General features: G+C 59.7%; 27 protein-coding genes, 2 tRNA genes and 1 pseudogene. 8 read left to right on the plus strand and 22 right to left on the minus strand.

The window, feature by feature from the left end:
• Positions 1-139: 139 nt before the first annotated feature.
• The 3 genes from I41_RS06595 to I41_RS06605 form a co-directional block, all read right to left on the minus strand.
• Positions 140-212, minus strand: a tRNA-Ile gene (locus I41_RS06595).
• Between the two features lie 60 nt (positions 213-272).
• On the minus strand, positions 273-1631 hold the full coding sequence (ahcY, locus tag I41_RS06600; RefSeq protein ID WP_145431794.1) for an adenosylhomocysteinase: 1359 nt from the start codon (positions 1629-1631) through the stop codon (positions 273-275).
• 256 nt (positions 1632-1887) lie between these two features.
• Positions 1888-2619 (minus strand): phosphoribosylanthranilate isomerase, encoded by a 732-nt coding sequence (locus tag I41_RS06605; RefSeq protein WP_145431795.1) that lies wholly within the window; start codon positions 2617-2619, stop codon positions 1888-1890.
• A 359-nt stretch (positions 2620-2978) separates the two neighbouring features.
• Between I41_RS06605 and I41_RS06610 the strand changes: the two genes are divergently transcribed.
• Complete coding sequence (locus I41_RS06610; RefSeq protein ID WP_145431796.1) at positions 2979-4547, plus strand: ExeA family protein; 1569 nt, start codon at positions 2979-2981, stop codon at positions 4545-4547.
• 6 nt (positions 4548-4553) lie between these two features.
• Here the strand turns inward: I41_RS06610 and I41_RS06615 are convergent, their stop codons facing one another.
• The gene (locus I41_RS06615; protein ID WP_145431797.1) at positions 4554-5507 is read right to left on the minus strand and encodes a hypothetical protein; all 954 of its coding nucleotides are present in this window, start codon (positions 5505-5507) and stop codon (positions 4554-4556) included.
• A 651-nt stretch (positions 5508-6158) separates the two neighbouring features.
• Here I41_RS06615 and I41_RS06620 point away from each other — a divergent pair.
• The 3 genes from I41_RS06620 to I41_RS06630 all read left to right on the plus strand — a co-directional run bounded on the left by I41_RS06620 (position 6159) and on the right by I41_RS06630 (position 8356).
• Positions 6159-6503 carry a hypothetical protein gene (locus I41_RS06620; protein ID WP_145431798.1) on the plus strand — a complete coding sequence of 115 codons (345 nt, stop codon included), beginning with the start codon at positions 6159-6161 and terminating at the stop codon, positions 6501-6503.
• A gap of 73 nt (positions 6504-6576) precedes the next feature.
• Positions 6577-7125 carry a hypothetical protein gene (locus tag I41_RS06625; RefSeq protein WP_145431799.1) on the plus strand — a complete coding sequence of 183 codons (549 nt, stop codon included), beginning with the start codon at positions 6577-6579 and terminating at the stop codon, positions 7123-7125.
• A 742-nt stretch (positions 7126-7867) separates the two neighbouring features.
• Positions 7868-8356, plus strand: coding sequence for a hypothetical protein (locus tag I41_RS06630; RefSeq protein WP_145431800.1), 489 nt, complete (start codon positions 7868-7870; stop codon positions 8354-8356).
• Here the strand turns inward: I41_RS06630 and I41_RS06635 are convergent.
• The gene (locus tag I41_RS06635) at positions 8273-9154 is read right to left on the minus strand and encodes a phage minor head protein (protein ID WP_145431801.1); all 882 of its coding nucleotides are present in this window, start codon (positions 9152-9154) and stop codon (positions 8273-8275) included. The two genes, I41_RS06630 and I41_RS06635, sit on opposite strands and share 84 nt — an antisense overlap.
• Here I41_RS06635 and I41_RS06640 point away from each other — a divergent pair.
• Positions 9146-9478 carry a hypothetical protein gene (locus I41_RS06640; protein ID WP_145431802.1) on the plus strand — a complete coding sequence of 111 codons (333 nt, stop codon included), beginning with the start codon at positions 9146-9148 and terminating at the stop codon, positions 9476-9478. The genes I41_RS06635 and I41_RS06640 overlap by 9 nt on opposite strands.
• On the opposite strand, the gene I41_RS06645 is transcribed toward I41_RS06640, so the two are convergent.
• From I41_RS06645 to I41_RS06665, 5 genes are all read right to left on the minus strand, one after another.
• Positions 9462-10772, minus strand: coding sequence for a phage portal protein (locus tag I41_RS06645; RefSeq protein ID WP_145431803.1), 1311 nt, complete (start codon positions 10770-10772; stop codon positions 9462-9464). The two genes, I41_RS06640 and I41_RS06645, sit on opposite strands and share 17 nt — an antisense overlap.
• Positions 10759-10983, minus strand: coding sequence for a hypothetical protein (locus tag I41_RS06650; RefSeq protein ID WP_145431804.1), 225 nt, complete (start codon positions 10981-10983; stop codon positions 10759-10761). The genes I41_RS06645 and I41_RS06650 overlap by 14 nt, the downstream gene beginning before the upstream one ends.
• 132 nt (positions 10984-11115) lie before the next feature.
• Positions 11116-11646 carry a hypothetical protein gene (locus I41_RS06655; RefSeq protein ID WP_145431805.1) on the minus strand — a complete coding sequence of 177 codons (531 nt, stop codon included), beginning with the start codon at positions 11644-11646 and terminating at the stop codon, positions 11116-11118.
• A 46-nt stretch (positions 11647-11692) separates the two neighbouring features.
• A complete protein-coding gene (locus I41_RS06660) occupies positions 11693-13066 on the minus strand; it encodes a phage major capsid protein (protein ID WP_145431806.1) in 1374 nt (457 codons plus the stop codon).
• 145 nt (positions 13067-13211) lie between these two features.
• Complete coding sequence (locus I41_RS06665; RefSeq protein WP_168206738.1) at positions 13212-14705, minus strand: terminase large subunit domain-containing protein; 1494 nt, start codon at positions 14703-14705, stop codon at positions 13212-13214.
• Positions 14706-14831: 126 nt separating this feature from the next.
• Between I41_RS06665 and I41_RS27105 the strand changes: the two genes are divergently transcribed.
• Positions 14832-14996 carry a hypothetical protein gene (locus tag I41_RS27105; protein ID WP_168206739.1) on the plus strand — a complete coding sequence of 55 codons (165 nt, stop codon included), beginning with the start codon at positions 14832-14834 and terminating at the stop codon, positions 14994-14996.
• Between the two features lie 34 nt (positions 14997-15030).
• Here I41_RS27105 and I41_RS06670 read toward each other — a convergent pair whose 3' ends face one another.
• The 7 genes from I41_RS06670 to I41_RS06695 form a co-directional block, all read right to left on the minus strand.
• The gene (locus tag I41_RS06670; RefSeq protein ID WP_145431808.1) at positions 15031-15303 is read right to left on the minus strand and encodes a hypothetical protein; all 273 of its coding nucleotides are present in this window, start codon (positions 15301-15303) and stop codon (positions 15031-15033) included.
• 342 nt (positions 15304-15645) lie between these two features.
• Complete coding sequence (locus I41_RS06675) at positions 15646-16146, minus strand: hypothetical protein (RefSeq protein WP_145431809.1); 501 nt, start codon at positions 16144-16146, stop codon at positions 15646-15648.
• Positions 16147-17025: 879 nt separating this feature from the next.
• Positions 17026-17976 (minus strand): hypothetical protein, encoded by a 951-nt coding sequence (locus I41_RS06680; RefSeq protein WP_145431810.1) that lies wholly within the window; start codon positions 17974-17976, stop codon positions 17026-17028.
• On the minus strand, positions 17973-18245 hold the full coding sequence (locus I41_RS28485) for a helix-turn-helix domain-containing protein (RefSeq protein WP_168206740.1): 273 nt from the start codon (positions 18243-18245) through the stop codon (positions 17973-17975). Before I41_RS28485 ends, I41_RS06680 begins: the two co-directional genes overlap by 4 nt.
• Positions 18242-18679 (minus strand): Rossmann-fold NAD(P)-binding domain-containing protein, encoded by a 438-nt coding sequence (locus I41_RS27115; RefSeq protein ID WP_168206741.1) that lies wholly within the window; start codon positions 18677-18679, stop codon positions 18242-18244. Before I41_RS27115 ends, I41_RS28485 begins: the two co-directional genes overlap by 4 nt.
• A gap of 110 nt (positions 18680-18789) precedes the next feature.
• On the minus strand, positions 18790-19326 hold the full coding sequence (locus I41_RS06690) for a hypothetical protein (RefSeq protein WP_145431812.1): 537 nt from the start codon (positions 19324-19326) through the stop codon (positions 18790-18792).
• On the minus strand, positions 19319-20338 hold the full coding sequence (locus tag I41_RS06695; RefSeq protein WP_145431813.1) for a tyrosine-type recombinase/integrase: 1020 nt from the start codon (positions 20336-20338) through the stop codon (positions 19319-19321). Before I41_RS06695 ends, I41_RS06690 begins: the two co-directional genes overlap by 8 nt.
• Positions 20339-20732: 394 nt before the next feature.
• Here I41_RS06695 and I41_RS06700 point away from each other — a divergent pair.
• A tRNA-Ile gene (locus tag I41_RS06700) sits at positions 20733-20805 on the plus strand.
• Positions 20806-21143: 338 nt separating this feature from the next.
• Here the strand turns inward: I41_RS06700 and I41_RS28490 are convergent.
• Positions 21144-21779, minus strand: a pseudogene (locus tag I41_RS28490) (tyrosine-type recombinase/integrase); the annotation flags it as partial.
• A 15-nt stretch (positions 21780-21794) separates the two neighbouring features.
• On the opposite strand from I41_RS28490, the gene I41_RS27960 reads away from it, so the two are divergent.
• The gene (locus I41_RS27960; protein ID WP_246133822.1) at positions 21795-22058 is read left to right on the plus strand and encodes a hypothetical protein; all 264 of its coding nucleotides are present in this window, start codon (positions 21795-21797) and stop codon (positions 22056-22058) included.
• Between the two features lie 620 nt (positions 22059-22678).
• Here I41_RS27960 and I41_RS06710 read toward each other — a convergent pair.
• The 4 genes from I41_RS06710 to I41_RS06725 form a co-directional block, all read right to left on the minus strand.
• Positions 22679-23104, minus strand: a complete 426-nt coding sequence (locus I41_RS06710; RefSeq protein WP_145431814.1) for a helix-turn-helix domain-containing protein — start codon at positions 23102-23104, stop codon at positions 22679-22681.
• Positions 23089-24003: a DnaB-like helicase C-terminal domain-containing protein gene (locus I41_RS06715; RefSeq protein WP_145431815.1), complete on the minus strand. Its 915-nt coding sequence runs from the start codon at positions 24001-24003 to the stop codon at positions 23089-23091. The genes I41_RS06710 and I41_RS06715 overlap by 16 nt, the downstream gene beginning before the upstream one ends.
• On the minus strand, positions 24000-24329 hold the full coding sequence (locus tag I41_RS06720; protein ID WP_145431816.1) for a hypothetical protein: 330 nt from the start codon (positions 24327-24329) through the stop codon (positions 24000-24002). Before I41_RS06720 ends, I41_RS06715 begins: the two co-directional genes overlap by 4 nt.
• Before the next feature lie 129 nt (positions 24330-24458).
• A complete protein-coding gene (locus I41_RS06725; protein ID WP_145431817.1) occupies positions 24459-24653 on the minus strand; it encodes a helix-turn-helix domain-containing protein in 195 nt (64 codons plus the stop codon).
• Positions 24654-24689: the final 36 nt, after the last annotated feature.

The raw sequence follows: 24689 nt of genomic DNA on the forward strand, positions 1-24689 counted from the left end.
GCCGCGAAAGCGATGGCAACTAATACGACTGCTAACGCAATCCATTTCATTGCGTGCCCCGTACTCAGCGTCAAAAGAATTCCGCTTCATCGGGCAAACAGAAGCGGAGGGCGCTTCGTTTGGCGAAGCGTCTCGCCAGTGCTCCCGGCTGGAATTGAACCAGCGACGCACGGCTTATAAGGCTGTCGCTCTCACCACTGAGCTACGGGAGCAGGGGTGAACCTGCTCCCGCATATGATCAGCGATTGGCGTTGGCGATTCGGCATGACGGCTTAATACCGGTAGTACTCAGGCTTGTACGGCCCTTCGACCGGGATGCCAAGGTACTCGGCTTGCTTCGCCGTGAGCTTCGTCAGCTGCACGCCAAGCTTACCAAGATGCAAGCGAGCCACTTCCTCGTCGAGCTTCTTCGGCAGCACATGGACGCCCAGCGGGTAGTCCTTCGGGTGTTGCCACAGGGCGAGCTGGGCCAGGACCTGGTTGGTGAAGCTCGCGCTCATCACGAACGACGGGTGGCCGGTGGCGCAGCCGAGATTCACCAGGCGGCCTTCGGCCAGGATGAGGATCGAGCGGCCCGTGCTCTTGAGTGTGTATTTGTCGACGGCGCCGACGTCGGCCGGCTTGATCCGTTCCTTCGTCGCGCGCCCCGCCTTCACTTCGCCGTTGAGCCAGGCCATGTCGATCTCCAGATCGAAGTGGCCAATGTTGCACACGATGGCGTCGTTCTTCATCTTCGCCATGTGCTCGCCGGTGATGATGTCGCGGCAGCCCGTGGTCGTGACGAAGATGTCGCCCTGCGGGGCGGCCTCTTCCATGGTGACGACCTGGTAGCCCTCCATCGCGGCCTGGAGGGCGATGATCGGATCGATCTCGGTGATCAGCACGCGGGCGCCGAGGCCGCGCAGCGATTGGGCCGAGCCCTTGCCGACGTCGCCATATCCGGCGACGACGCAGACCTTGCCGGCGACCATCACGTCGGTCGCTCGCTTGATGCCGTCGGCCAGCGACTCGCGGCAACCGTACAGGTTGTCGAACTTGCTCTTCGTGCACGAGTCGTTGACGTTGATCGCGGGAACCTTCAGCTCGCCGCGTTCATGCATTTGGTAGAGGCGATGGACGCCCGTCGTCGTCTCTTCGCTCAGGCCGCGGATGTTCTCGAGAAACTCGGGGTACTTGTTGTGGACCATGGCGGTGAGGTCGCCGCCGTCGTCGAGGATCATGTTCAGCGGTTCGCCGCTGGGGAAGAAGAGGGTCTGCTCGATGCACCAATCGAACTCTTCTTCGGTCATCCCCTTCCAGGCGTAAACGGCGAAGCCCGCCTTGGCGATCGCACAAGCGGCGTGATCCTGGGTGCTGAAGATATTGCAGCTACTCCAGGTGACCTCGGCGCCCAGCTCGGCCAGCGTCTCAATAAGGACCGCCGTCTGGATGGTCATGTGGAGGCAACCGGCGATGCGAGCCCCTGCGAGCGGCTTCGACTTGCCGTACTTTTCGCGCAGAGCCATCAGGCCCGGCATTTCGTTTTGGGCGAGTTCGATCTCTTGGCGGCCCCACTTGGCGAGCTTCTCAAACTGCTCGGGGGAACAATCCAGCACCTTGTACGGCAGACGTTCGGTGGCAACCTGGGACACGTTAAACTCACTCCTGTGAAAGTATCAAATGGCCGTCGGCAACGGGTCGACGACGGGGTATGGCGTGAGTGGACGGACGTCCACTAATTCCGCACATTGGCGGCGGCGAGGCGTGACGACATAGATGTAGAGTCTAATGGCGAATTCGCTCGCCGCCTAGCCAGTGGCGGGCCGACGGCGACTGGCGAGCCGGGCGCGTAAGCTCCCGGAGCGTTCAGGTTTCCCCCCCGTAGGGAGGCTTCGCCAAACCCCCAACTTAAGATTCAAGCGACTCGAACGCTGCTTTCGCCGCGGCGACAAAATCCCGGACCTTCACAGGATCCTTCTTCCCGGGCGAAGACTCTACCCCGCTGGCCACATCGACCGCCATCGGCCGCACGATGCGGATCGCCTCGGCGACGTTGTCGGGGGTGAGCCCGCCGGCAAGGATCAGCGGCGTGTCTCCCAGCCATTTTCGATGATCTACCAATCCCACCCAAGAAACCGTCTCACCAGTCCCGCCGTAACGACCGGGCGTGAAAGCGTCGATGAGCACGGCGGCTGGGCGACGACCGGCTATCTCACAAGCATTGACGTCGCTAGCAATCGCAGCCACGCCACGATCATCAAAACGACAAGCGCGAATAACATTGCAACGATGTGTTACCAGGACGTCCCGACTGCCTCTGCGAGCCGCTCTTCTTGCAACTTTTGGAATCTCCGCCATGTAGTCAGGAGATTCATCGCCGTGCAATTGAATGTTCGCAATCCCGATCTCGTTGACGACGCGTCTGATCGTTTCGATCTCGGCGTTAACGAAAACACCCGTTGATCGCGGCTGTGAGTACGCGGGATATTCGACTTCTTCGGCTATCGACTTCGCTTCAAAAATGGTGACGCAGCGCGGGCTCTTCTCATAAAAATTCAGCCCAATCGCATCGGCGCCAGCATCGACCGCGGCGATGGCGTCTTCGACGTTCGTAATGCCGCAGATCTTGATGCGAAACATTTTGCGTTAGTCAGTTGTCAGTGGCGATGAGGTGGCGACCGTCATTCTGAGCGTAGCGAAGAATCTAGAAATCGCGTTCGTCACGCCAGATCCTTCGCTCCGCTCAGGATGACACGCTAGCTGGTTCGCCAAGCCATTCTCTCCGCCCCAATCCAGCAGCCGCTACGATCCGCCGAATCTTCCTAGCAGGCAAACTTCCGCTATCACTTGAAGCCAGCTTACTCCGGGCGCCGATCAAACGCCACGGAAGGTCAACTTCACAGGAAGCACCGCCGCACTCCGCCGGCCATCTTGAGATCGCCCGCCCCGATCTCGCCAGCCGAACCGGCCCAGTGCGACGCAGCGATAGGATACCACGGATGACCCAGCAAACGACCAACGCAGAGCGGCGCCCTTTTCTCTCGGCGCCCAGCCCCAAACGTTACTTCGCGGCCGCAGCCATTGAAGAGGCGCGGTTGCGAATTGTACGCGCCATCGCGCGAAACGAAGGGCCTGCGATTTTGGTCGGCGGCGCGGGGACCGGCAAATCGCTCCTGTTGGCGGTGCTCGCCGAGCAGTTCGCGCCTCGCGTGGCGGTCGTCACGCTGGCAGGCGCCCAGCTCTGTACTCGGCGAGCCTTGCTGCAGATGATTCTCTGCGAGCTTGGCCTCCCTTATCGCGGCATGGACGAAGGCGAACTACGACTCTCGATTCAGCAACATCTCCGCGGGAAAGAGGGCCCGCGACGCCTGGTGCTGTTCGTTGACGAAGCCGACTCGCTTCCCGTCCGCTTACTGGAGGAGTTGCGCGTTCTCACCAACGTCGCCGCCGAAGGAATGCCGCTGGTGAGCCTGGTGCTCGCCGGCGGGCCGATCCTAGAAGAACGGTTCGCCGAGCCGGGGCTGGAGAAGTTCAGCCAGCGGATTGCCGCCCGCTGTTACCTGGCTCCGTTCGGTCGCGAGGAGACGCTGCAGTATGTGCGCTCCCAAGTTGCGGCCGTGGGAATGAAGCCCGAGAGGCTGTTCGCCGCCGACGCACTCGAAGCGATCTACGCGGCGACCGGCGGAGTGCCGCGCGTGGTCAATCAGCTGGGCGATCAACTGTGGTGGATGGCGGAGGAAACCGGCTGTCGCCCGCTCGACGCGACGCTCGTGCAACAGGCCTGGTCGGACCTGCAGCAGCTACCGGCGCCCTGGAATCATGACGGCGCCGAGAGGAAAGACGCTGCGGTTGGCAGCTCAGTCATTGAATTCGGCGAACTCGATGGCGCCGCCTTCGGCTATGAGTCGCCGGCCGATGACGAGGATGCCGATGACGAGATGCCGGCGTCGATTCCGATCGCCTCCGGCCGGTCGGGGAGGCAGGTCCTCGAAGTCGACCCTCTCGACGTCACCCTGGACGCAGCGGAGTATCTGCTCGACAGCTTCGACCACTTCGCAGAGTTCGGCGCCTTGGAACTGCGAGCGGCAGATCCTCCAGAGCCTGCGCCCGCAGAGGAGCCCGACCAACCGGCAGCGTCGAATCCGTTCGACGAACCATTCGAGGAAGAAGAGATCGTACTCGATCCATACGCCGCGTTTGAGTCGGAACTGCTGCGATCGGCGCCGCAAGTGATCAATCGACTCGATCGGGCTTTCGCCAGCGAGTTGCACCGGTGCGTGAAAATGGCGACGAGCAAGCCGTCGCCGACAGGGCGTCAGAGCGCCGCGGCGAAACCGGCGGCAGTGAGCGCCGCGGCGTCCGCTGGGACCGCACTATTGGAGCCGCCAATTCGCCTGCACGAAATCCGGCAGGCGGAGGTCGAAAACGCCTCTGCGGGCAAATTGGTGGCCGGCGACCTGCTGATTATCGAGGACGACGACGCCACGACCGCGGCGGTAGTGCAAGGACGGCAATTCCGACGGTTGTTTAGCAACCTGGAATCCGCCTCGAAATCACACATGGCTTAGGCCAGGTCAGTCATGCTGCGGTGGTTTGTATTCGACGAACGCCGCTAGCGGTACCTCGTAGATCTTCCCCGCCGCTTCGGCGCCGATGATCAACGTTTCTTCATCGGCAAAGCAGACCGCTTCGACGTCGTCGTCGTTCTCAAACGACAGTCGCTTCACCGGCCCGCTCAGCGGATTTGCGGGATCGGAGACGTCGAACAGCCAAAGATCTTCGTAGGTGGCAATGACGATCTGCTTGCCATCGGGCGTCGCATCAGCCCCGGTCGCTTGGCCGTGGACGTCGAACGAGTCGATTAACTCGGCGGTCTGAACTTCCTCCTTCGATTCAGGATCGAGCCGATAGAGCTTCGTGAGCGTATCGCTGCGATGCTTGGAGCAAAGAAAAATCGCGTCGCCAATCGTGAAGATTGCTTCGCAGTCGTAGTTGAAGTCGTTCGCTAGTGCGGGAAAAGCGTGTTGACCCGGGTAACGAAAGAAGAGTCGCTTGAAGAACGTCGTCCGCTCGGCCTGCGGCGCCGGTTCGGGGATGACATACAAGACGAGGTCGCGCCGATCGTTCCGATTGTTGCCGAAATCGCCGACGATGACGCGGCCGCGATCGTCGACCGTGACATCCTCCCAGTCGACGTTGATGGCCCCGGCGATTTGCACCCCGGGGTTTTCGGGTTCGCGCTCGCTTGGTACGACCTCGCCGCTGCGGCGGACCGGGTAGATCCGCGGCTCGTCGCCCGAGTCATTGTGCATCCAAAAGAGGTCGGGCCAGTTCCTGCTTTTGACGATCCCGGAATGTTCCTTCGCCGGCCCGACGCCGAGCGGCGTTCCCTTGCCGAGGTCGAACGTCGCGGGCCGATCTAAATCCGCCGCGGCGGCGCCGTTGCACCTTGAACTCCCAAACGGCGCCATTGTCGCCATCGGCAATGCGAGCACCAGGACCACGATGCGAACGTTGGTCTGGAACATGCCTCGTCTCCAAAAGGGTGTTTTGCGCGTCCTCCTCGCAGCATCGCGCGGCGGCACGCGTAGGATGGCCATTGGCGCCGGACGGAACCACCCTCCTTTGCGTAACAGGAAAGAGACAAAGGCGTCGCCGTCCTTCACGCATCCTTAGTGCCCCTGGACCCTCAGGCCCGAGGTTGCCGGCGTTTACGCAACCGAATAGGCTAAAGGAACTTCGGTCCGGTAGCTCAGCGGTTAGAGCAGGGGACTCATAATGAGAGAAAACGCCCCAGAATTTCGCGTTTTCTCGGCTTTTCTAGGCTCTGCCGCGAACGGCCCGAAAATCGAAAACCGGCCGAAACCGGTGAAAGCCGTTGGCAACTGGTGTCAGTGACACCCGCTGCTAAACTCGTAAGTCTGACACCTGCCCCAAGTGATTAGGAATGCTCTATGGCGTCGTTTCAGGTTGAAAGTAGATGTCCCGCATGCGGAATATTGTTTTCAATCCCTTTGACGCTGGCCGGGAAAATAGTTAGCTGTCCCGGATGTAAGAACGAGTTCCAATCTCCCCCTCCCCCGCCGCCTGGAACAGGCCCTCCGCCACCCCCTCGCCAGTCAGAGCCAGACTGGAGCGACTACAGTCCACCACAATTTGATTCGTCGCAGTTCGACGACATGGTGCGTAAGGGAAAAGAACACGCGACCGCCGCGGCAAAATTCGTTTTCGAGCCGTCGAAGAAAACGCAGGCGGCAGATAACTGGGGAACTGCCGGCACAGTCGCGGGTGCGATGTCGATGGGGCTGCTGACCGTGGGGCTCTGCTTCACCCCGATGTCATGTTTAGCGGTACCCGTTTCGCTCGGGGGCTTCGTGGCTGCACTATTTTCAACGAATGCGAAGTTGAGAAAAATCGGGATCATTGCAAATGGGATCGTGCTGGTTTTGTCACTCTTAATCGTCCTCTGGATGGGGTTAAGGCTCGCCAATATCGGCAACGACTTAGATCGTCACCGCTTTTAGCAGGTGCAGGGCAAGATTGATGCACCGACGGCGAATCAGCCAACGGTTAAGCTCTCTTAACTGAAAGGCGACAATGACTCAGACCACGATTGGTGCGTTGTTCGTAATGCTCGGGACGCTACTTGTCGGCGGCGGCGGCTTGCTGGCGACGTACGGCTGGCAAAAAGTATCATCCGGGCGACAGTGGCAGAACTCTATCCGGAGCGTAATTCGAGAGCTGAATCTCAACGAAAAAATTATTGAAGCCGGTGATGACACGATTAAAGAGAGGATAGCTGGAACGATCGATGCTAGGTTTCCAGCCGAGAGCTTCCATGATGTCCAACTGACGGGAGCACTTACGTCCGGAATCTGGAATCCCGACGATGAAGCGGATAAGGCTGTCGCCGATGCGATCGACCGTTATCGCCAAGACGTAGCACATGTGAATGCGGGGCTCAGGATCGTTGGCCGTACCACCCGGACGGTTTACCTTAAGCCAGACCTCGTGGTTGACAGCGAGTGGCTCGCAAAGAAACCCGGCAACCACATCAACGCCCGCAGCGAACAGTTCGCACAACTGGTTGAGAGCCACAAGGCCGCGAAGGCCGCATTGAAGAGCAAGTATCCTTGGGCATTCTAGCTGAGCCGCTCTACGTGCAGTCCCGGAATCGGGGATAGAATGGGGCGATGCTCACCTACCTCCGCTACGCCTTGGCGACCGTTTGCTTCGCGGCGAGCGTCGGCTGTTTGGCGTTGTGGTGGCGTAGTACGACGACGTGGGACATGCTAGTTGCACCCACCGCTTTCACCCTTGGTCGCCCTGCGCGAGCAGTCCTGTCGAGCGGGCGAATCGACATACGCGTTGTGTCGAACGCAATTGCTGCGAAACAAAGCCAAAGTCGCTCTACCTGGCGACACGTGCAAACGAAAGACGTTAAAACCATTCAGGATTGGAATAAATCTTTTAGATACACAGGCTCGTTTGGGAGAGTTGGAGATAGAATCTATTTCCCCCTCTGGTATCCCGCCCTCATCTTCGCCCTCGCTGGCGTAGGCTCCCTAAGACTCGGCCGACGCTTCACGATCCGCTCGGCGATCATCGCTACGACGGTCGTGGCTGGGCTGCTGGGGATGGCGGTGACTCTGTAGAACTGGCCTCGGCGGCGTTACAATTGGGGTATGGAAATCACCACGTTCGCCATGCAGTTCTGGGACAGGGTAATCTTCCTGGCATTCTGGTCCGTCCCTGTCTTGATCGTGATAGGTTGTATCGCACTCTTAGCCCGTCGTAGGGACTGACCCCGGCCGGGAGGCTGGGGGCGATTGAGTTTAGGTGCGAAGCCGCTCTAGCTCCAATTTCACCGTTGTCATAGCTTGGCGGCATGGCAACTACATACTCAGCACAAGCGACCATCACCGCCGGCATCCAAGGGCTGTACGATCGAAACGACGAGATCAACACGACTCGTACGCAGGTCGATAACGTCCTGAAGTTCCAATTCCTCGACACCGGGCCAAACCTGATCGACTTGATTTTCGCCCGGAATCGGGCAGTCGCTGGGACTGTTTCGCTCGGCGGCACGTCCGCTTTTGTCGATGAGTACGGCGTCAGTCGCGGATTCTCGAAGATTCAGGGCCTTATCATCGCCAATAAGGCGACTGGCGTCGGCGATTCGGTCACGGTCGATTCAACGAACTTCAGCGGCGTTCAAGACGGCACCGTGATTCCGCCCGGCGGGTGTCTGCTGGTCACGGCTCCCGGCAGCGGCTGGACGATCATCAACACGTCAAACATTGCCATAAGCGGCAGCGGCACCATTAACGTCGACATTTTCGCCGTCGGGTATTCCAACATCGAAGGCGGTTCCTGAGAACACCGACAGCACCACGCAGCGGCAGTTCACCCGTTCTTTGGCTGGCAGCGACCAGTGACCCGGATGGGGAGCCGGCGAGCTTCCGACGATGAACATCTCGCGGGCAGGAACAACCTTGCCGCTAAGGGCCGCGTGAGAGTCGCGGCAATCTGAATCGCCGATGGCGTTCCACTCTTTGCCGGTGACGATGCCTTCCTCAATTAGCGAATCCATGTAGGCGAAGTGGCCGGCGTTCATCGCTCCGGTGGTCTCAGTCCGGGCAATCTTTTGGGCTCGCTTGTTGGCCGGCATGCCGCCCAAGTGCTCCCGAATTCTCATGCCCAGCTGATAGTTGTCGGCTTTGTCGATAATCGCCTGTTCGATGATGCTCGTGAGATTCGCTTCAGTCTCGCTCTGGATTTTCTTCCAGTAGTCTTGGCCCTCAAGTTCGTCCAGGGCTCGCCTGAGGCCCGCCAGCGTCTCCGGTGGTAGGTCCACGTCTGCGAAGTCATCTCCGTACGCCTTGCCCTCCAGGCGACGCTGTACGGCCTGTGCTTCGGCCTTGGCACCGACGATCAACAAGCCGGCGAGATTCCGCCTGACGATCGGCCGGAGCTTCTCATGTTCGGCGTTGGCGTCGAAGATCAGCGGCATCTGACTGGGGAAGGGCAGAGCACCGGGGAAGTTTTCGCGGATGGTCTCGGCGGTACGATCGGCCTGCTCGGCGAAGTATCTTTGCAGGGCTCTGCCGAACGACCGCTCGGCCGCACCGTGTTGCTTCAGCCAGCTTGCAATTAGACTTGTTGCATGGATCATTCGATTGACCAAGGCGACGATCAGAAGGTTTCCAAGCCACTTGGAAGAAAGACGGTATCAATCCCCTACGCCGCTGCTGCGATCTTTGGATTCCTGCTTTTCGCAGCACTCCGCGTCGCAGGGGTTTACTTAGGAGGCAGGCCAGAGGCGTTCGGCTTTAGCGACCGGCCATTGATAATCGGCGGTAAAGGCGGGATGACCACCTGGAGTTACTACTACGGGCTTTCGTTCCTCACGTTCGCAGTGCCTCTGTACTGGATCGTCTTTTTTGCAATCGCCATAGCTCGCGAACGTCGCATGCAAGCAGCTAACCGGACTGCATAGGGTTGCCCAGAGCGTCTCGAACTACGTCGCCGCCCGCCATGGCATCGATATTAAGCACCGCCTGTCTGAATTCGTTGGGCGACACCACGCCAGCAGCAAGGGCCGCCTTCCACTCATTCAGCCGCATCTCGGAATCGTTAGGCTTCACCGGCTCGACCCAAGCAACCAGCTTTTGCGTCGGCGTGCTGAATCTCTGGCAGGCGAACCGCGTGAGGGTCTGCGAAATCTGTTCGATCAGCGGATTGCAAGTGCTCTCGGCGAAGTGCATCGACGCGACGAAGCTACTTGCCCGGTTCGCACCTTCAAGCTGCCCGGCGACTACCGGATTGACGCCATAGGCTTGCAAGATGCGGTTCTTCGTCTGAAGGCCGCTGTCGAGATAGTCCATCTCTTCAGGCAAGTTGGAAATCTTGTCGACCGATTCAATCAGGCCGTCCAGGATCAGCGGTTCCCCGGCCTTGCTGCCGCCGGTGTACAGTCGCTTGACCGCACTAACCAATTCGATGCGTTGCTCCGCCGTGAGGATCGGCTTATCACCCGGCTGGCCCGGAGCCATGCCCGGTAGTGTGCCGATCTTGAACGCCAGCGACGGGAAGACGCCATTCTGAAACGCGGCGAACTGAGACTTCTGAATCTCTTCATCGGTCGCCACGGCCATGGCCTGGCTTTGCAGCGGCGAAACGCCCAAGCCTAGCGGGTTCGAAGGATCAGGCAGAATGAACGGGATGATATCGGTTGCCGGCACGTCGAACGCTTGGCCAAGTCCCGGCGGTCGCAGCTTCCATCCGGACCGCATGCGATCAGCCGGTTCGATCCAATGAGACGGGATCGGCCAGATTTGCAGCTCGCCGTTCTCTTCCACCAGCCACCAGCACGAACGTCCCGTGAGCAGCATGCTGGCGACGCTGCTATAGATCAAGCTCCACTGCGTCTGCAACGGATTCGGAGCGGCGACGGCGGTCAGGAACGGATGCGACGCCAGCGGCTCAATAAGCTCATCGATGCTCTTGAACGACTGAGGCAGGGTGAGCTTGCGGCCCGGCTTGCGAGCCGTTCCGACGCGGCCGACGCAGACGCTTTGCCCGGCGATGCGACTGGCGATGGCACGAACGGCGACGTAGGCCCAGCCGCTGTAGTGCTGGTATTGTTCGCTGGCTTTGCTTAGCGATGAAGAGAAGGCCCCGATGCTCGGCATGCCCCCAACCAGAGAACGCGGGACGCTGCTGCCTACGGCCTTACTGGCGGCCATGAAGCTGCGATCAGCATCGGCAAAGGCCTGACTAAGTACGTCCATTCGTGCCCTCACACTCGGCCCGCTGGCGGGCGTACGCGGCTAGCTCGGCTTTGACCCGTTCGCGGTCGCGGGCAATCACCCCGGCCATCGCCTGAAGCTCTGCCAGCTGAATGGCCATCGTCGCCTTCGCCGTAGCAAGCTCGGCGGTCAGCCCATCGACTTGCTCTTGCAGACGTTCGTTGGCGTACTTGGCAATCCAGCGGCGAAACATCGGGCAACCTTATGGTGCAAAAGTCGGGGGGCCTGCCCACCGTCGAGGGCTAACACCGGCGGGCAGGACACCCCCCCGACTGCCTAGCGAAAACCCGCCAGCCGGAATCCCTCCCGGCCGACGGTCGGAGCTTTACTTGCCCAGCTTGTTCACGGCTTCGATCAGCACCGCCAGCAGCTTGTTCTGCTGCTGGGTCTGTCGTTCGATCGCTGCCGACAGCTTGTCGATCGGGTCGGCTTCCTCGCTGGAATGGAACCGCGTACGCGGCTTGCCTTCAACGCTCGTTGGCATCGTGCCGGCGAGTAGCTTGGCGTCGCCTGATTCGATCAGCCCAGCCATCCAGTAGGCGAACGTCGCCGCGTCCAGGACGAATGCTTCCCGCTCTTTGGTGAGCTTCATTCCCAGAGCTTCGATGCGTTCTCGGATGGCGGCATATCGTTCTTCGTGGAGCGGTTCGACGATGAAGCCTTCCCCGCTGGCGAAATCGAACTGGACGACTTGGCCCGGAATGGGCTCCGGCCAGCGGTTGAGCAGCTGCCCGGCGTTCGGGTCTCGTCGCAGATCGAAGCGGCCCCGTACGGTCCGCTGGAGCGGAGCAAAGTTGACGTTGCTGTTCGTCGGCGTGTCGAATTCCACGGCGACGGCTGATTCAGTCTTGGCCACGGTTCGGCCCTCCTATGCAAGCGGCAGGAAACTACAGGACGGCCGATTAGGCTTGGGCGTTGTCCGTGAAGGCGAACGCAGCACCATCGACCACCTTGCCCGCGTAGCGACCGCGAACGGTCAGCAAGGCAAGATTCTTGAGGGCGAGTTCGCGGCCTTCCATCGTCCAGCGGACTTCCTGAGCCATGCGACGCCAGAGGCGATACTTGGCCAGAGCACCAAAACCGCAGTAGGCGTTGCCCAGATCGTTGCTGATCAAAAACGGATGCTCCAGCACCGAATAGCTGCCATGATCCATGCCGAACACCCGGCGAGCGTCAGAGGCCCCTACGGCAATGCCCCGAATCCGGCTGTAGGTCACGTCGTTGCCGAAGAACGCACAACGCATGCTCGCGTTGCGGTACTGCTTCGGCACCCCGAATAGCAACCGTTCCAAGTCAGAGACTTGCGGAGCAGCACCATTGCCGCCAGTGGGGTTGCCAATGTCGGTCAGACCGCTGGCGTTGAAGATGCCCTGCGGCTGGGTGAGGCCATCGCCCTTGATGATGACCTTATCGAGTTCGGCGAGCATTCGCTGGCCGATGTTTTCGACCAGGATGCGGCCCACGTCGGCGGCAGCGTCACTCAGGAAATCGCGGCCGACTTCCACGGCGACCGTCACCGGCCGCACAGTCGCGGCAATCTCGGCAACCAGACTCGACGTATCGAACGGCGATGTCGACGTGCCGTCCAGACCCCCACCCCAAAAAACCGTCGGGTTCCCGATGCTGGCCGTCTCCACCGCAGCACCACGGGGCATGTCCCGCAGATCGATTCGCGGCAAGAATTCTGAATGGAGCAGCGGGAACGTAATCACCGCCGAATCAAAGAACGTCGGATTTAGTTCGACGCCGCCGGACGTGCTGTCCGAAATCAGAGCTTTGACGCGGCTGCCCGGAATGTCGTTCTCGTAAACCCCGCCGATCTTCCCGCAGAACGCTTGCTCGGCGAAGATTTCCTCCACCGCTTCGCGTTCGTGCTCCGCCATTTGGACAGGAAGACCCGACTTGGCGGCGGTGTACTTGAGCCAGCAACCGGCTTGGAACTTCTCCAACTCGCTGACGGTCTCGACTTGCTTGCCGTGTTCGTCGGTCACCGGCAGGCCCGTCTTGGCGTGCTTGCCGACGCTCTTCACGTTGCTGTAGCGTTCGCTCGGCTTTTTGACCCGGATGGAGTCACCGCCGAACACCTTGGACGGGGTGATTCGCTTCGAAACGTCCGAATCTTTGCCGTACTGAAGCTCAGAGAACTTCTCTGGGGTGAGCTTGCCCGATTCCAGAGCAGCCATCGCGGCTTCGGCGAACGGGGCGTTGTGTTCCCAACTGGCCTTGGCGAGATTCAGTTCAACGAGATAGTCGCGAAGGGCTTGCTTGATAACCATCGTAGGGGCTCCGTGTCCCCGCCTTGCGGCCGGGGGTTGCCCTCGATGATTCTGGATGTCTAAGTCCGCCGACTTATTGTGTACCGGTGAGCAAGGCCGAACGGATGAAAGATTGCGGCTCTCACCGCCCGGCCGTTGCTCGTTGTCATGAATAAACCAGCTGCCGAGAACTTGCACAAGTCGAATCGCCTCGAATTGCCCGGGAGGCTTCTAGGGCAATTGCTAAGCTGGTCGCCGCGTCTCCGTGCGAAGTACCCTCTTCGTTGCCGCGTGCCATCTCCAGCCGGTAACCGCCGTTGGCCTTTTCGGTGATTCGCATCGCCTTCAAGTCGGCCAGCAATTCAGCATGCTCATAGAGCGACAACTGGCGTTCCCTGAAGGCCGTCAGCATTCCCGATGCCATGCTCTGGAGATTCCCCGGCGTGAAGTTCATCGGGTCGCAGTACAGCCCCGCCTTCGTCAATCGCTGGCCTAGATGCTCAGCCTGCCATGGATCGTAGTCCAGCCGCGTGAGCTTGAACCGCCGGTGTACGTCCAGAATGACCCGTTCGATGGCGTCTAGCTCCACGCGGCCTGCCTGAGGCTTCCAGACGTGAAGCTCTACCAGCTTCAGGGCTCCGCTGCCGGGATGGCGGGTGTATCGAATCTCATCGGCCGGGGCGTCGACCAGCCCCAAGTCGGCCATCGCGGAGAACGCACCCACCAGGGGACGCGGCTTGCGTACTTGCCGATCCATGTAGCCCGTGTGCCGTGCAACGACGGCCAGAGCAGACGCATCGCGTCGCAGGCCGATATCGAGCCCAGCAACGTAGGCCCATCCGCGTTCAGGGTAGTTGCATGGGCCGGGGAGCGTGACAGCTGCCTGAATATCGGCACCATCCAGAGCATCGCCGCTGCCGTCGCTCCAGTGGTTGAGCCAGAGCCGTGCATACGTCTTCGGCGGCAGTAGTCGCCGCTGCTCTTCCAATCGTGCCGGGGTAATCCAGGATGCTTTTGGCCCGTCCAACTCGCGAAAGAGCCAAGCTGGATCGGTGCGAACCTGATCGACCAGCTTGCCCTGCCAACTCTCGCGGAATCCGGCGTTCATGATCGTCAGCACCATGCAGCTGGCCCGCTTTGCAGCGGCACTCAGCAGACTGTCGAACAACTCGCGGCCCCGCCAGTGGCTGACTTCATCCAGAATGACGAAATCGGGATTGTGACCAAAGCTACTCGCCGCGTCGCTGGAAATCACCGTGAGCGTCGACCCGCTTCGCCTATTGATGACCCGATCTTTGCTTACTTCTAGGATTTCGCCCAGCCAGCGATTCAGCCGGCAGAGCGTATCGACGGCGTTCAGCAGCAAGGCGGCTTGCTCTTTGTCGGCGGCAGCTGCCACAGCAGTGAGCTTGCGTAGGCTCGCGAACAGCAGCCAAGCGGCCGTCACGGCTTGATCGCTGGTCTTACTGTGACCACGCGGCCGGATGAACATGGCCCGCAGCACGGGATTGGGGACGCTCTGGCCCACGACTCGCCGCAGACCGCTGTCGATCGCTTCGAAGTCGTCTCGCTGCCAGTCGTCCAGGCATTTGCCCAACGGACGGGGCTGGCCGTCACAGTCGATCAAGAGCCGCTCCCGGAACGCGGCCGGGTCTGACATGAGGCGTTCAAATTGACCACGCTCTGAAACTTGTGGCATGCTTTCTCCCATCCGTGGAGGAATCCCGGTACTTTCCTATGACTGCATCGCTGACAATCGCCATCCCCATCCGCTATAGTGAGGGGCATGGAACACACTCTCGTCGCCCAGCAGACGGGCTACATCCGTGCGAAGCCGATCAGCATATCGCTGTTCACGATTCTGGCGGTTGTAGTGTACGTCGTTCTTTGGAGGCGAAAGCGGAAGGCTCGCCGGCAATTGAAATCAGGGACGAAGAGAAAACTTTCCTAGCAACACACTGTTAGGACCGTACCGAAATCTCGGATCAGTCGTCGTCCTGCAAGCTCTCACGCCAAGGTGCGTCGTCGTCGCCCCCACCCGTCGCATCGGCCACGGCTCGCTCAATCCGGGCTTGGCTGTCAACGATTGCTCCCGTCGATTCGCAGAGCGTCGCGAGCAAGGCCGAATGCTTCTCTTGCATCGTGGCGACCACGTTCAGCAAGGGCTCTAATCCTTCGTCGACAATGGCTCTGACGGCAAGCTGGAGTTCGGGCCGGATGATGGCTCTGAGTTCGGCTTCAAGTTCGGGGCTGAGCATGATGGCTCCAGTTCTTCGGTCTCAGACCGGGATAAGGGCGAGCGGCGTAGGTGACCGCGACTGGTGATTGAGCCGCTCGCGTACATTGGCGTACGGCGGGGCAGGGTGTCAGGTTCAGCGGCTGGCGTTGCGTAACTGGCTCGGCGTCCCCACTTCGCCCGGCACTTTGGCGAGCACAGCGTCTGGCTCATGCGACCAGAGAAGACGTTGCCGCATTCATGGCACGGCTTCTCTTGCATGCCCGCAGCCCGATCGGCGGCACAGCGGCAATCCGACGTGCAATAATCACGACGCAGGCCGTTGAACGTCTGCCCGCAGTGGTGGCAACGCTGGCCGTCGGCTCTATCGACCATCGTCGCCCCCTTCCGGCTCGGCGGGCAAGTTCGTCACGGGAGCCGCGTAGAGCTGATCCAAAACGCTGCCTGAGTCGGCAGGGTCCAAGTTGAGCTTCTCAACTGCCCGGTCTCGCTTGTCGCTCTCGGCTGCGATCGTCGTTAGGTAACTGAGCCGGTCCGTCACGCTCATCTTGTCGCCGTCGACCCTCAGGGCTCGTTGTGCGAGCAAGGCGGCTTGCTCATGGCGGCAGGCCGACTGGATTAGCAAGGCATGCTTCAGGCTCAACTCGTTGTGGCGTTCGACTACGGCCCTCTCCAGAGCCTTACGCAGCACCGTGACGCGGCTGCCAATCCAAGCATGTTTCTTGGGCAGAACGCCCGTGGCGAACGCCCTCTCGGCTCTCAGGCCATGCTTGAAGCCGTTGGCACTCCCCAGCGGGGGACCGTGACCGACGGCGGCCTTATTCCCCGGCTTGAATCGTGTAGCGATGTCACCCCGTTCTGCCATTACAACTTCCCTGCACTATTGAGACTGAGCCGAAATACACCCGGATTTGGTGTCAGGTGTCAGGGTTAATTCGCTTAAGTCGTTCGCGTATAAGCCTTTGCGTTACTTGAGCAAGGCATCCTGTATCCCTTGTGGGCTCAGCCGCCCCGTTTTTGGCTCCATCCCGTTTAGCCGGACTAGAGGACCCTGTTGTCTACATTTGGGGTTGGTGTTTCCTGAGAAAATCTTCCCCAAACTCGTCTTCTACACGCCAAGTTCAGAACGCGGGCTTTCCCCACGAGATTCTCTTAGAGAACCCTGAGTGGGCTGACCTCTTGAACTACTAGGGTTTGCTACTGGTGTTGATTCGTCTCGTCTCTCGGTCACCCCTCCCGGGACCTCCAAGAGACTCCGTCGTCAGTTTGGCTTCTTCCCACCCGCTGAATGGGTCAGTGATTTTTCCAACATCTCGATTGCACCGGGACGTAACCCGCGTCGCTGGGGCATCACGCGAACGTGTGCTTGTCTACTACCAGCCCGTTGCCCGGAAAACCGCTGTCCCCAGCGGAACCACTGTTTCTGCTTCCCTGCTAAACGCCCACAGTCAGCGTCTCCTGTACTCATCGCTGACATGCCCAACGCTCGTTTGCTCGACACGCTGGCCGTTTCCGACAACGGGGTGAGGTTTATCCCCGCACGTTGCTTTTCCCCAGTCGCTTTACAACTGGGATGGTTACCTTTTGGTTCGGGCGAAGTCACCATCTCAACCAAACCCGCTTCCCATTCATCCCGGACAACGGTATGATGCGAAGTACACCAGCCCTTACTCCTCAGGGCACGATTCAAGCCCTCGCTCAGCAGGCCCGCCGAGCGAGGGTTTTTCCTTTCCCGCCTCACCACTTACATCGATGCGACTAACTGCTCAGTCGCCATCTTTTCCTTTGTTGCAATCAACATCTGAATCGTTGCTGCCAATTGTGCAGCAGCGTTGACGAAGTCCAACGCGAGTTCCTTGTCGACTGACTCAGCCAGTCGAGCCAGTTCCTCGTGCTGGTCCTCCAGCGTGGTGATCACGTCCTGGAGTTCCTGAGTCGCATTGTCATCGTCGAAGTTGATTTCCGATCCGTGATCGCACTCTAGTGCCGAATCGTCGTCGGAATCCGCCTCCAGTTCGCTCAGCTCGTCGTCTGCGGGTTCGTCGTCATCTCCTTCGGTCTGCGGGCCGTGATGCGCTGCGTCATCGGAGACGATGGCCAGCGAGGTCTTGGGCTGCGACGACTTCTTCGCGTGCTTGGCGGGGTACACTTTGCCATCTGGACCTTTGACCGGGGTTTGCTCCGAGCAAACCTCGTCTTTCACCCTGCCAACGAAGCTGTTCGAGAAGCCAAGTTCTTTAGCAATCCAATTAGCCGACTTTGTCTTCCAGAATTCGCTTTCGAGCAGCATCTTGACCGCACGACGCTTGTCAGCATTGGTGAGCGGCTTTCCATGCTCAGAGTTGGCTTTAGCTGCTTCCAGGACGGCCCGATCTTCAACCGTCTCGCCTTCTTCGGGATTGATGACTTTTACTTCGATGTGAGTAGCATTCATCCCGGACGCCAAGCCCATGCGGTAACGTCCATCCACAAGCAGATACGGGCCTTCTTCCTCACTGGCAGCGACAACCTTCAACGGAGGGCATCGAAATAGTGTGATTGTCTGTTCACCGTCTTTGAATTCGATCGTGGAATCAGCGAACCGCTCTGCGTAATCGTTGAAGAGGGCAGGCATTAGCTTGCCATCCGCTCGTGACCAGAGTTCCGGTCGATCCACAATGTCGGTAATGGCAACGCGAACAGGAAACAGGTTCATTTCAGTACCCTCACATCTGCGAAATAGTCCTTCCGTGGCGAAGTTGCTCGGCGGACTCGCTTCTGCCGAGATGAAATTGGTTTGGGGCTGGTCTGCCGCTGCTCAATGAACTTGGCAAGGGCGGCGTCGGTAATCCTGAACCGGGGGCGACGCGCTGCGGGCCGCGAAACATCGAAGCCCGGAAGTTGGCCACTTCGCACCCAAGCAATCACGGTCTCGGGGGCGACGCCCAACATGTCGGCGACTTGTGGAGGGCTATAGCTGGTCACGACGCGGCGGCCTCCGTCTGGGGCTCGCCGTGGCGGATATAGGATGCCGCTTTGCGGATCGCAGTCTTTGAGACGCCTGCACGTCGGAGCGAGCCGACGATGCAGACGGTGAAGAGATCGACCGCCGAGAACTTGGCGGGGCGACCAGTGCCAGGGCCGATCAGCCCTTTGCATTCAAGATTGGTAATTTGATCGACTGTGACGCCAGCGGATGTGGCCAAGTCACGTTTGGTGAACGCGGTCTGGTCGCCAATCAACAGCGGCAGGCGCCCCCAGAGATTCTCCAGGTCCATTATTAGGAACTGTACCGCCCCAGCACCACCTGACCGCCGAAACGTGGCGGACTCCTCGGCCATGAAGGCTTGGTCGCCCGCCAATACCAGGTACTTCTGGCCGGCGTGAAAATTTTCCTGGAGGTGTGACGGGGCGTGCATTTGACTTACCTAAACTCACGAGGTCGTTGTGACACCCGTGATTTTAGATTCGTTGTAAGTCTAATGCTGTGGACTGGTTGTGACTTATTGTGACGCTGTGTTGCGTACAGCTATTTCACGCGGTAGTAACCTGAACCTTTATTACCTTTGATGAAACCATTCGCGACCAGCGGCTTCGATTTCATTAGACGCCGTCGCACATTGTCATACTCGCATAGCTCAACGTTTGGATCACCGGCGTTTGCAATCTCAATGTGTTTGGCAATCTCTTTCATCGATAGAGGATGGTCGAATGATGTCACCGATAGGATTGATCGGTCAGCTGGAATTAGGTCCAGCTCGGTCAGTCCAGCTTCTGGCGGTGTTGCATCATCGTAATCACCGACCTCTTCTGGCACCACGATTCCCGGGCAAGCGAAGTTCGTGACCCGATAATCATATGCCTCGAAGAACCCCTCTTCGAATTCGTCGTCGGTGCAGATGGCCCATGGGGTTTCTGGCCAGTCGCGTCCGTCTCGGCCGGGAGCGATGTAGAACGCATAGAGATTCCGCACCTCTATCGTCGCAACCTTAGAGATATCATTCGGCAAGTCGCCGGCAAGTTGCAAGTCGACAATGTGCCGAGCAAATTCGTTAAGCTCATGCATTGTTGCTGCTCTCCCCGTAGAGCCAGCTGCGGACGTGGTTGGCGACTCGCTCCAGGCGATGATCATCGACGCGATGCCGGTAGTTCGCGGCGATGCCCTTCGACTTGTGGCCCATCACTCGATCGATGGCAACGTCATCGAGAACGGGATCAGCTTCCGTTCTCAGTGTATGTCTCAGGCTGTAGAAGCCCCTTCCGCTTTGCTGGAGCTTCAGCGACTTGACCAGGATCGAAAAGACGTTGGCAACGGGATTGTCATTCGTCTCGCTCGACCAGGGGCGGCCGTCTTCCCTAAGGAACACCAATCCCGACACGTTTGCTCCGGGCAAACCTGCTCGCAGGCGCAACCATTCCGAGAGGGCTTGAATCGTTTCTGGCCAGAGCTTGCAGCGACGCGGCACTGCCGTCTTGGGTCTGGGGAACTCGACCCAGCCCGTTCCTAGGTCGATCGCTGAGAGGGGCAGGGCGGCCACGTCGCCATTGCCGAAACCGCAGTTGATGCCCATCAGGATCATCGCCTTGAGCGGCTGACTGGCTCCGTTGATCAACGCGAGCACTTCATTGCGGCTGAAGAGTTTCTGCGGCTTGCTCTGCCGCTCAGCGTCCATCTTGTCGGCAGCCGGTTTCTTGAAGTCCGGGCCGAAGTTCATATCACCTGGGATCAGCTCTGACTTTCGAGCCCAGCGGAATGGCACCTTCGCTCGCACCACGAAGTCAGCCCGTGTGGTATGGCTCCAGGGCTTCGCTTGCTTGCCCTTGCCACCAGTCCCCTTGCTGACGGTCACTAGCAGCTTGGCCCAATCACCCGGGCGGATGTCAGAGACAAGTCGATCCTTGCCGAGATGCTGAAGGATCAGCTTGCAGGTCCGGTGGTAGTCGTCGAACGTGGCCTTTGTGAGGTCGCCTAATGCGATGCGATCCTCCATTGCGGCCATGAACTCGTTGTAGAGTTCGCCGAGCTTCAAACCTTCAACTTGGGCCTGCTTGGAGCGGGGAACGCGGCCGGCGAACAAGTCCGCCTCTTGTTCCTTGAACGTGTCGTACGCTTTCTCCCAGCCGTCGGCCCAGCTGCCAAAATAATGCGTTTTGCCCCGAATCTTCTTCGCCCAACGCTTTGTGTCGTGCGGGAAGAGCGGGAAGTCCGGGTAGGGTTTGGGGGGCTTTTGAGTGTTCCCCTTCGTGGTGCTAGAATTAGCCACGGCATCACCTCCAAGTCACGTTTGTGGGTGGTGTCACAGACACCCGTCGACTGCAATCGGCGGGTGTCATTTATCCCTTGGTGAGCACTTGAGCAGGGTCGTAAAAGTCCCTACGGGTGTCACTTCAGGTGTCAGAAATCTTACCCTGAGATACCCGCTGGTGTCAATCGGCTTAGAAATCGCCCTGAATTAAGGGTTTGTTGGCTTCGGTCCGGTAGCTCAGCGGTTAGAGCAGGGGACTCATAATCCCTTGGTCGTGTGTTCGAATCACACCCGGACTACTTTCGCAAGTTGCGGCAACGTATGGCATCTCATCGCCTAACGTGAGAGTTGGGAAGGTGTTACGGAATTCATGCTCCGTTTGCTCGCTGGTCGCGCTCTCGCGTCCCTTTGCATGCCGCCGCCCGCTTTCGCGTCCTAACTGCTGCGCCTGGCGCTGCGCGCTTCCGGCGTCTGTTCCGGTCATTTTCAGTGAGATTTCTTCGTCGTCGTCGCTGGCGCTGCGAAGACTAACCATCGCCCCTAAACGGTCCGCCGCCTCAGCTTCCGCCCCCGGCAGTAAATGCCCGTAGGTATCCATCGTCAGCGTGATGGTACTGTGCCTCAGCACAGACTGAACCGTCTTCGGATGAGCCCCGCTGATTGCCAACCACGAGCCGCAGGTGTGGCGAAGTGAATGGAAGTCGAGGACATGGCCCCGATGATCCTTCACTGCGAGGAAGTCGCTCTGTTGCCGTCGAATCACTTCTGCTGGGTTGGCTGCCGCTTCAGCAATCCACGCGTCGCGGGCCGCCTCCAGGTCGCAGCGAAGCATCCTCGCGAGGTTAGATTCGTGAGGGAGATTGAAGAGTTTGGCGGTTGGGAGCTTTGCGGACGAGTGCAATTGAAGCGCGTCAGCCAGTGGCCTATCAATGAACTGCTGACCTTCGTGCCCATTCTTTGCGTCTGAACCTTCCAGGCGAATGAACGGGCGAGGTGCGTCAAGGACGAGGCTCGTTCGCCGAAGGCTTCGTAGCTCTGCAGCGCGCAAGCCGCTTTGGATTGCCGTGCGGTAGAGCAATACCCGCTCGTCTCCGTCCATTCCATACCTAATCGGGGCGCTCAGCGTCGCCGCTTCCAGCAGCGGCCATTCCTCAGGTAGCAGCATCCGCCGACGGTGGGTCTGCGTACCGTGAAGACTCGGCTTACGAACAATTGCCAGCGGGTCATTGGCGAGTTTGCCACCGTCAGCAAGCCATCGGGTGAATGACTTCATGGCCGTCAACCGCGAATGAATCGTTCTAGCCGACTTGCCTTGTTCCTGAAGGTGTCGCGCGTAGCGGTGGACGCCATCTGCGGAAATATCGCCGGCGACAGTGAAGTTGGCAAACGTTGCAATCTGCTCAACAAAGGCGATGGTCCGACTGACGTGCATCGCGGTTCGATTCGCGGCACGCATCTTAGCTTCAAAGTCCGCAAGATGTTCAGCAATAGAACGACGGGATTGCTGCGAGACCGTTTCCTCACCAGCGTTGATTACGCCATCGCGCCTTAGCGCCGCGTCAGCCTCAAACTTCGCCCCGATCCGCTCGGCAGTCGCCTTGTCGGTGGTGCGAGCGCACTTGCTGCGCCGCTTGCCGGTGTGGTCGAACCAACTGACGTACCAATAACCGCCGCGGTTTCCCTTGCCGCCGCGCTTGAAGACTGAAGCCATTTTCGATTGCCTTTATGTTGTCGGCTGCGAGCGAAAGCGCAGCCGGACTGTTGCCCATTGTCTCACGTCGCAACGTAGCGCGCAAGATCGCAATTCATTGAACTACGTCGCTAGAAAGAATCGTCGAGCCATGCCGACTCGCCGGCGAACGGATCATCGTCTGTCCGCGGCAGCGTCTTCCGCCGCAATCGCCTCGGCGCGTCGCTGGTTGGCAGCATTGAACGTCGTTGCTCGGTCCATGTCGCTGGCACAACGTAACCTGCTGCACCTCGCTAGTAGTGCTTCGATTCGCGATGCAACGGTATCGTCGAAAATGGTTGTTTGTCGCTCCATCGTTCCTCCTGCTTTCGAGGCGGACGACACCCTAAGTGGCGTCACGCCCTTATGTGTTTATGGGGTAGGTGCCTTCCACGACACCAGCTACGGTCAAATTTGGCACCAGCTTGGTGCCTTCCACGACACTAGGCAACGGTCGTCTTGGGGGTTCCGTGAATGCGGTAAGTCGACGGCCCGGCGTTCAGACTTCCACGCTTCACGACGGTCAGCAGTCCAGCCTCCTCTAGGTCCTGGACCGCTCGCATTGCTGCTCGCCGCTTTAGCCCGATCAGGTCCGCAATCTGGTTGAACGACACCGAAGCGAGGCCGTTGGGCTTCGTCTCTCGAAAGAGAATCCACCACACCGCCTGTGCCGTTGTGTCGACGAGTCGAGCGCTTAGGTCTGCAAAGTCGTTCATCGTTTGAAATCTCCCCGCCGCCTTCGCGTTCTTCTTTCGCTTGGCCGGAACCGGGGGAATTCGTTCCCCCGCCTCCACGGCTGGGATCGTCCCGCCGCCCTTCAGCATGGCTTTGTACTTGGCAACTTCGGCGTTGTTCACTGCGGAATCCATTCAAGCTCCGCCGGGTCTGCATCGAACTGTTGCCGCGAGCCATCGAACAGCAGTTGCACGTCGCCAATTCGACCGTGCCGATTCTTCACGCATCGCAACGTGACCGATGGCGAGTCGCCGTCTCGAATCAGCAGCCAAGCGCTGTCGGCGCCGTACTCCAGTTCGCTCGACTCACGGAAAGCCGCTATAGTGGCGTCCTTGCCGTACCCGCCGCGATTGACCGCAGATATCGCGAGCACGCCCCGCTCGTCGTCAGCGAGCCTCCTGAGAGCCTCCATGACGCGATTAGCTTGTGCCCGCTGGTCGCTGCTACGCTTCTCATGGTCGAACCGCTGGCAGTAGTCGACGACAACTAGGTCCGCCCCGAAATTGACGGCACGCTCGGCTAGGTGCTCGATCGTGAACGGTGGCGTCAAGAACTCCAGCCGTGGCTTTAGCTCCCGCAGTTCCTCAATCGCCGCCATGAGTCGCGGCTTGGCGCTCTCGCTATAGTTCCGCTCTTGGATGTAGCCGTAGCCGACGCCCGACAGGCGAGCGAGGTGACGGTCCAACAGCGAGCCCGTGCTCATCTCGACATTGGCAACGAGCACTCGCATGTCCTCGTTGACTCTCATGCAGTCGAGATAGACCTGCCCAGCCCATGCCGTCTTACCGGTCGCAGGCGGGGCGCCGACGAGCACGACGGCTTCGGCGCCAACCTTGAACGTCTCCAATCGACTACCGGCTGGAGCCCATCGGAACGTGGCGGGCCGACGGCGATTGAGAAAGTCCATCGCCCACTTCTCGAATTGCTCCATTCCATCGGGACTTGGCGGAGGTTCATCTCCGCCAACTTTCCAGCGGTCGCCGCCGTCGAACTTCCGCTCCGCAATCAGCGGCAGGGTCTTCAAGTGATTCATGCAGCCCCCTTGGCGTCGTTGACGCTATTGAGAGCCGCAATGCTGTCGCGAGTCGTGAGGGCTTCCATGACCGCTTCAGCCGTCAACGGAGCCGTCGAACTGCTCGCCCGCAGATAATCCCGCCGCCAGAGGTCGCGATAGCGCTGCGGCAGCAGTAGCTCGAAACAGTCTTCCGCAATCTGTTGACCGAACAGCGAGGTAGCGGCGGGGATTCTGGCAAATACAACGTCTATGTTGCGTTCGGCGAAGGCTTCTAGAAATCCGCCGCTGTGAATTGCAACGAGAACCTTGTCTCTCTTGGCGGGTGGCGCTTTGTGACTTACCATTGGGGTGTCCTTTCGCTTCTGCCCGTGCCGCCTGCCAGCGGTGCGGGCATATTCATGCGCGACTGTTGCCGCGCGAAGAATTAAAGAAAGGCGACCCGGAACATCCGGGCCGCCGTCGCGTGCCGGCCGTTAGTTGGCGGACTTCAGCGTCTCGACGAACTCGGCGAGGTCCGCGGCGTCGTAGCGCACGGATCGACCGATGCGGACGCATGGCACGTCGCCGCTGGCGGTCAGCGACCAGAGCTTTCGAGGGGAGATGGCTAGCCGCTCGGCGGCGTGCTTGGGGGTTAGCAACTGCGAGCGAGATAGGATTTCAGGCGCCATAGGGGAGCCTCCGGGGATGGTTTCCCAGGCCACGCG

Origin of the sequence: Lacipirellula limnantheis, from assembly GCF_007746075.1 — a bacterium.
Classification (GTDB): domain Bacteria; phylum Planctomycetota; class Planctomycetia; order Pirellulales; family Lacipirellulaceae; genus Lacipirellula; species Lacipirellula limnantheis.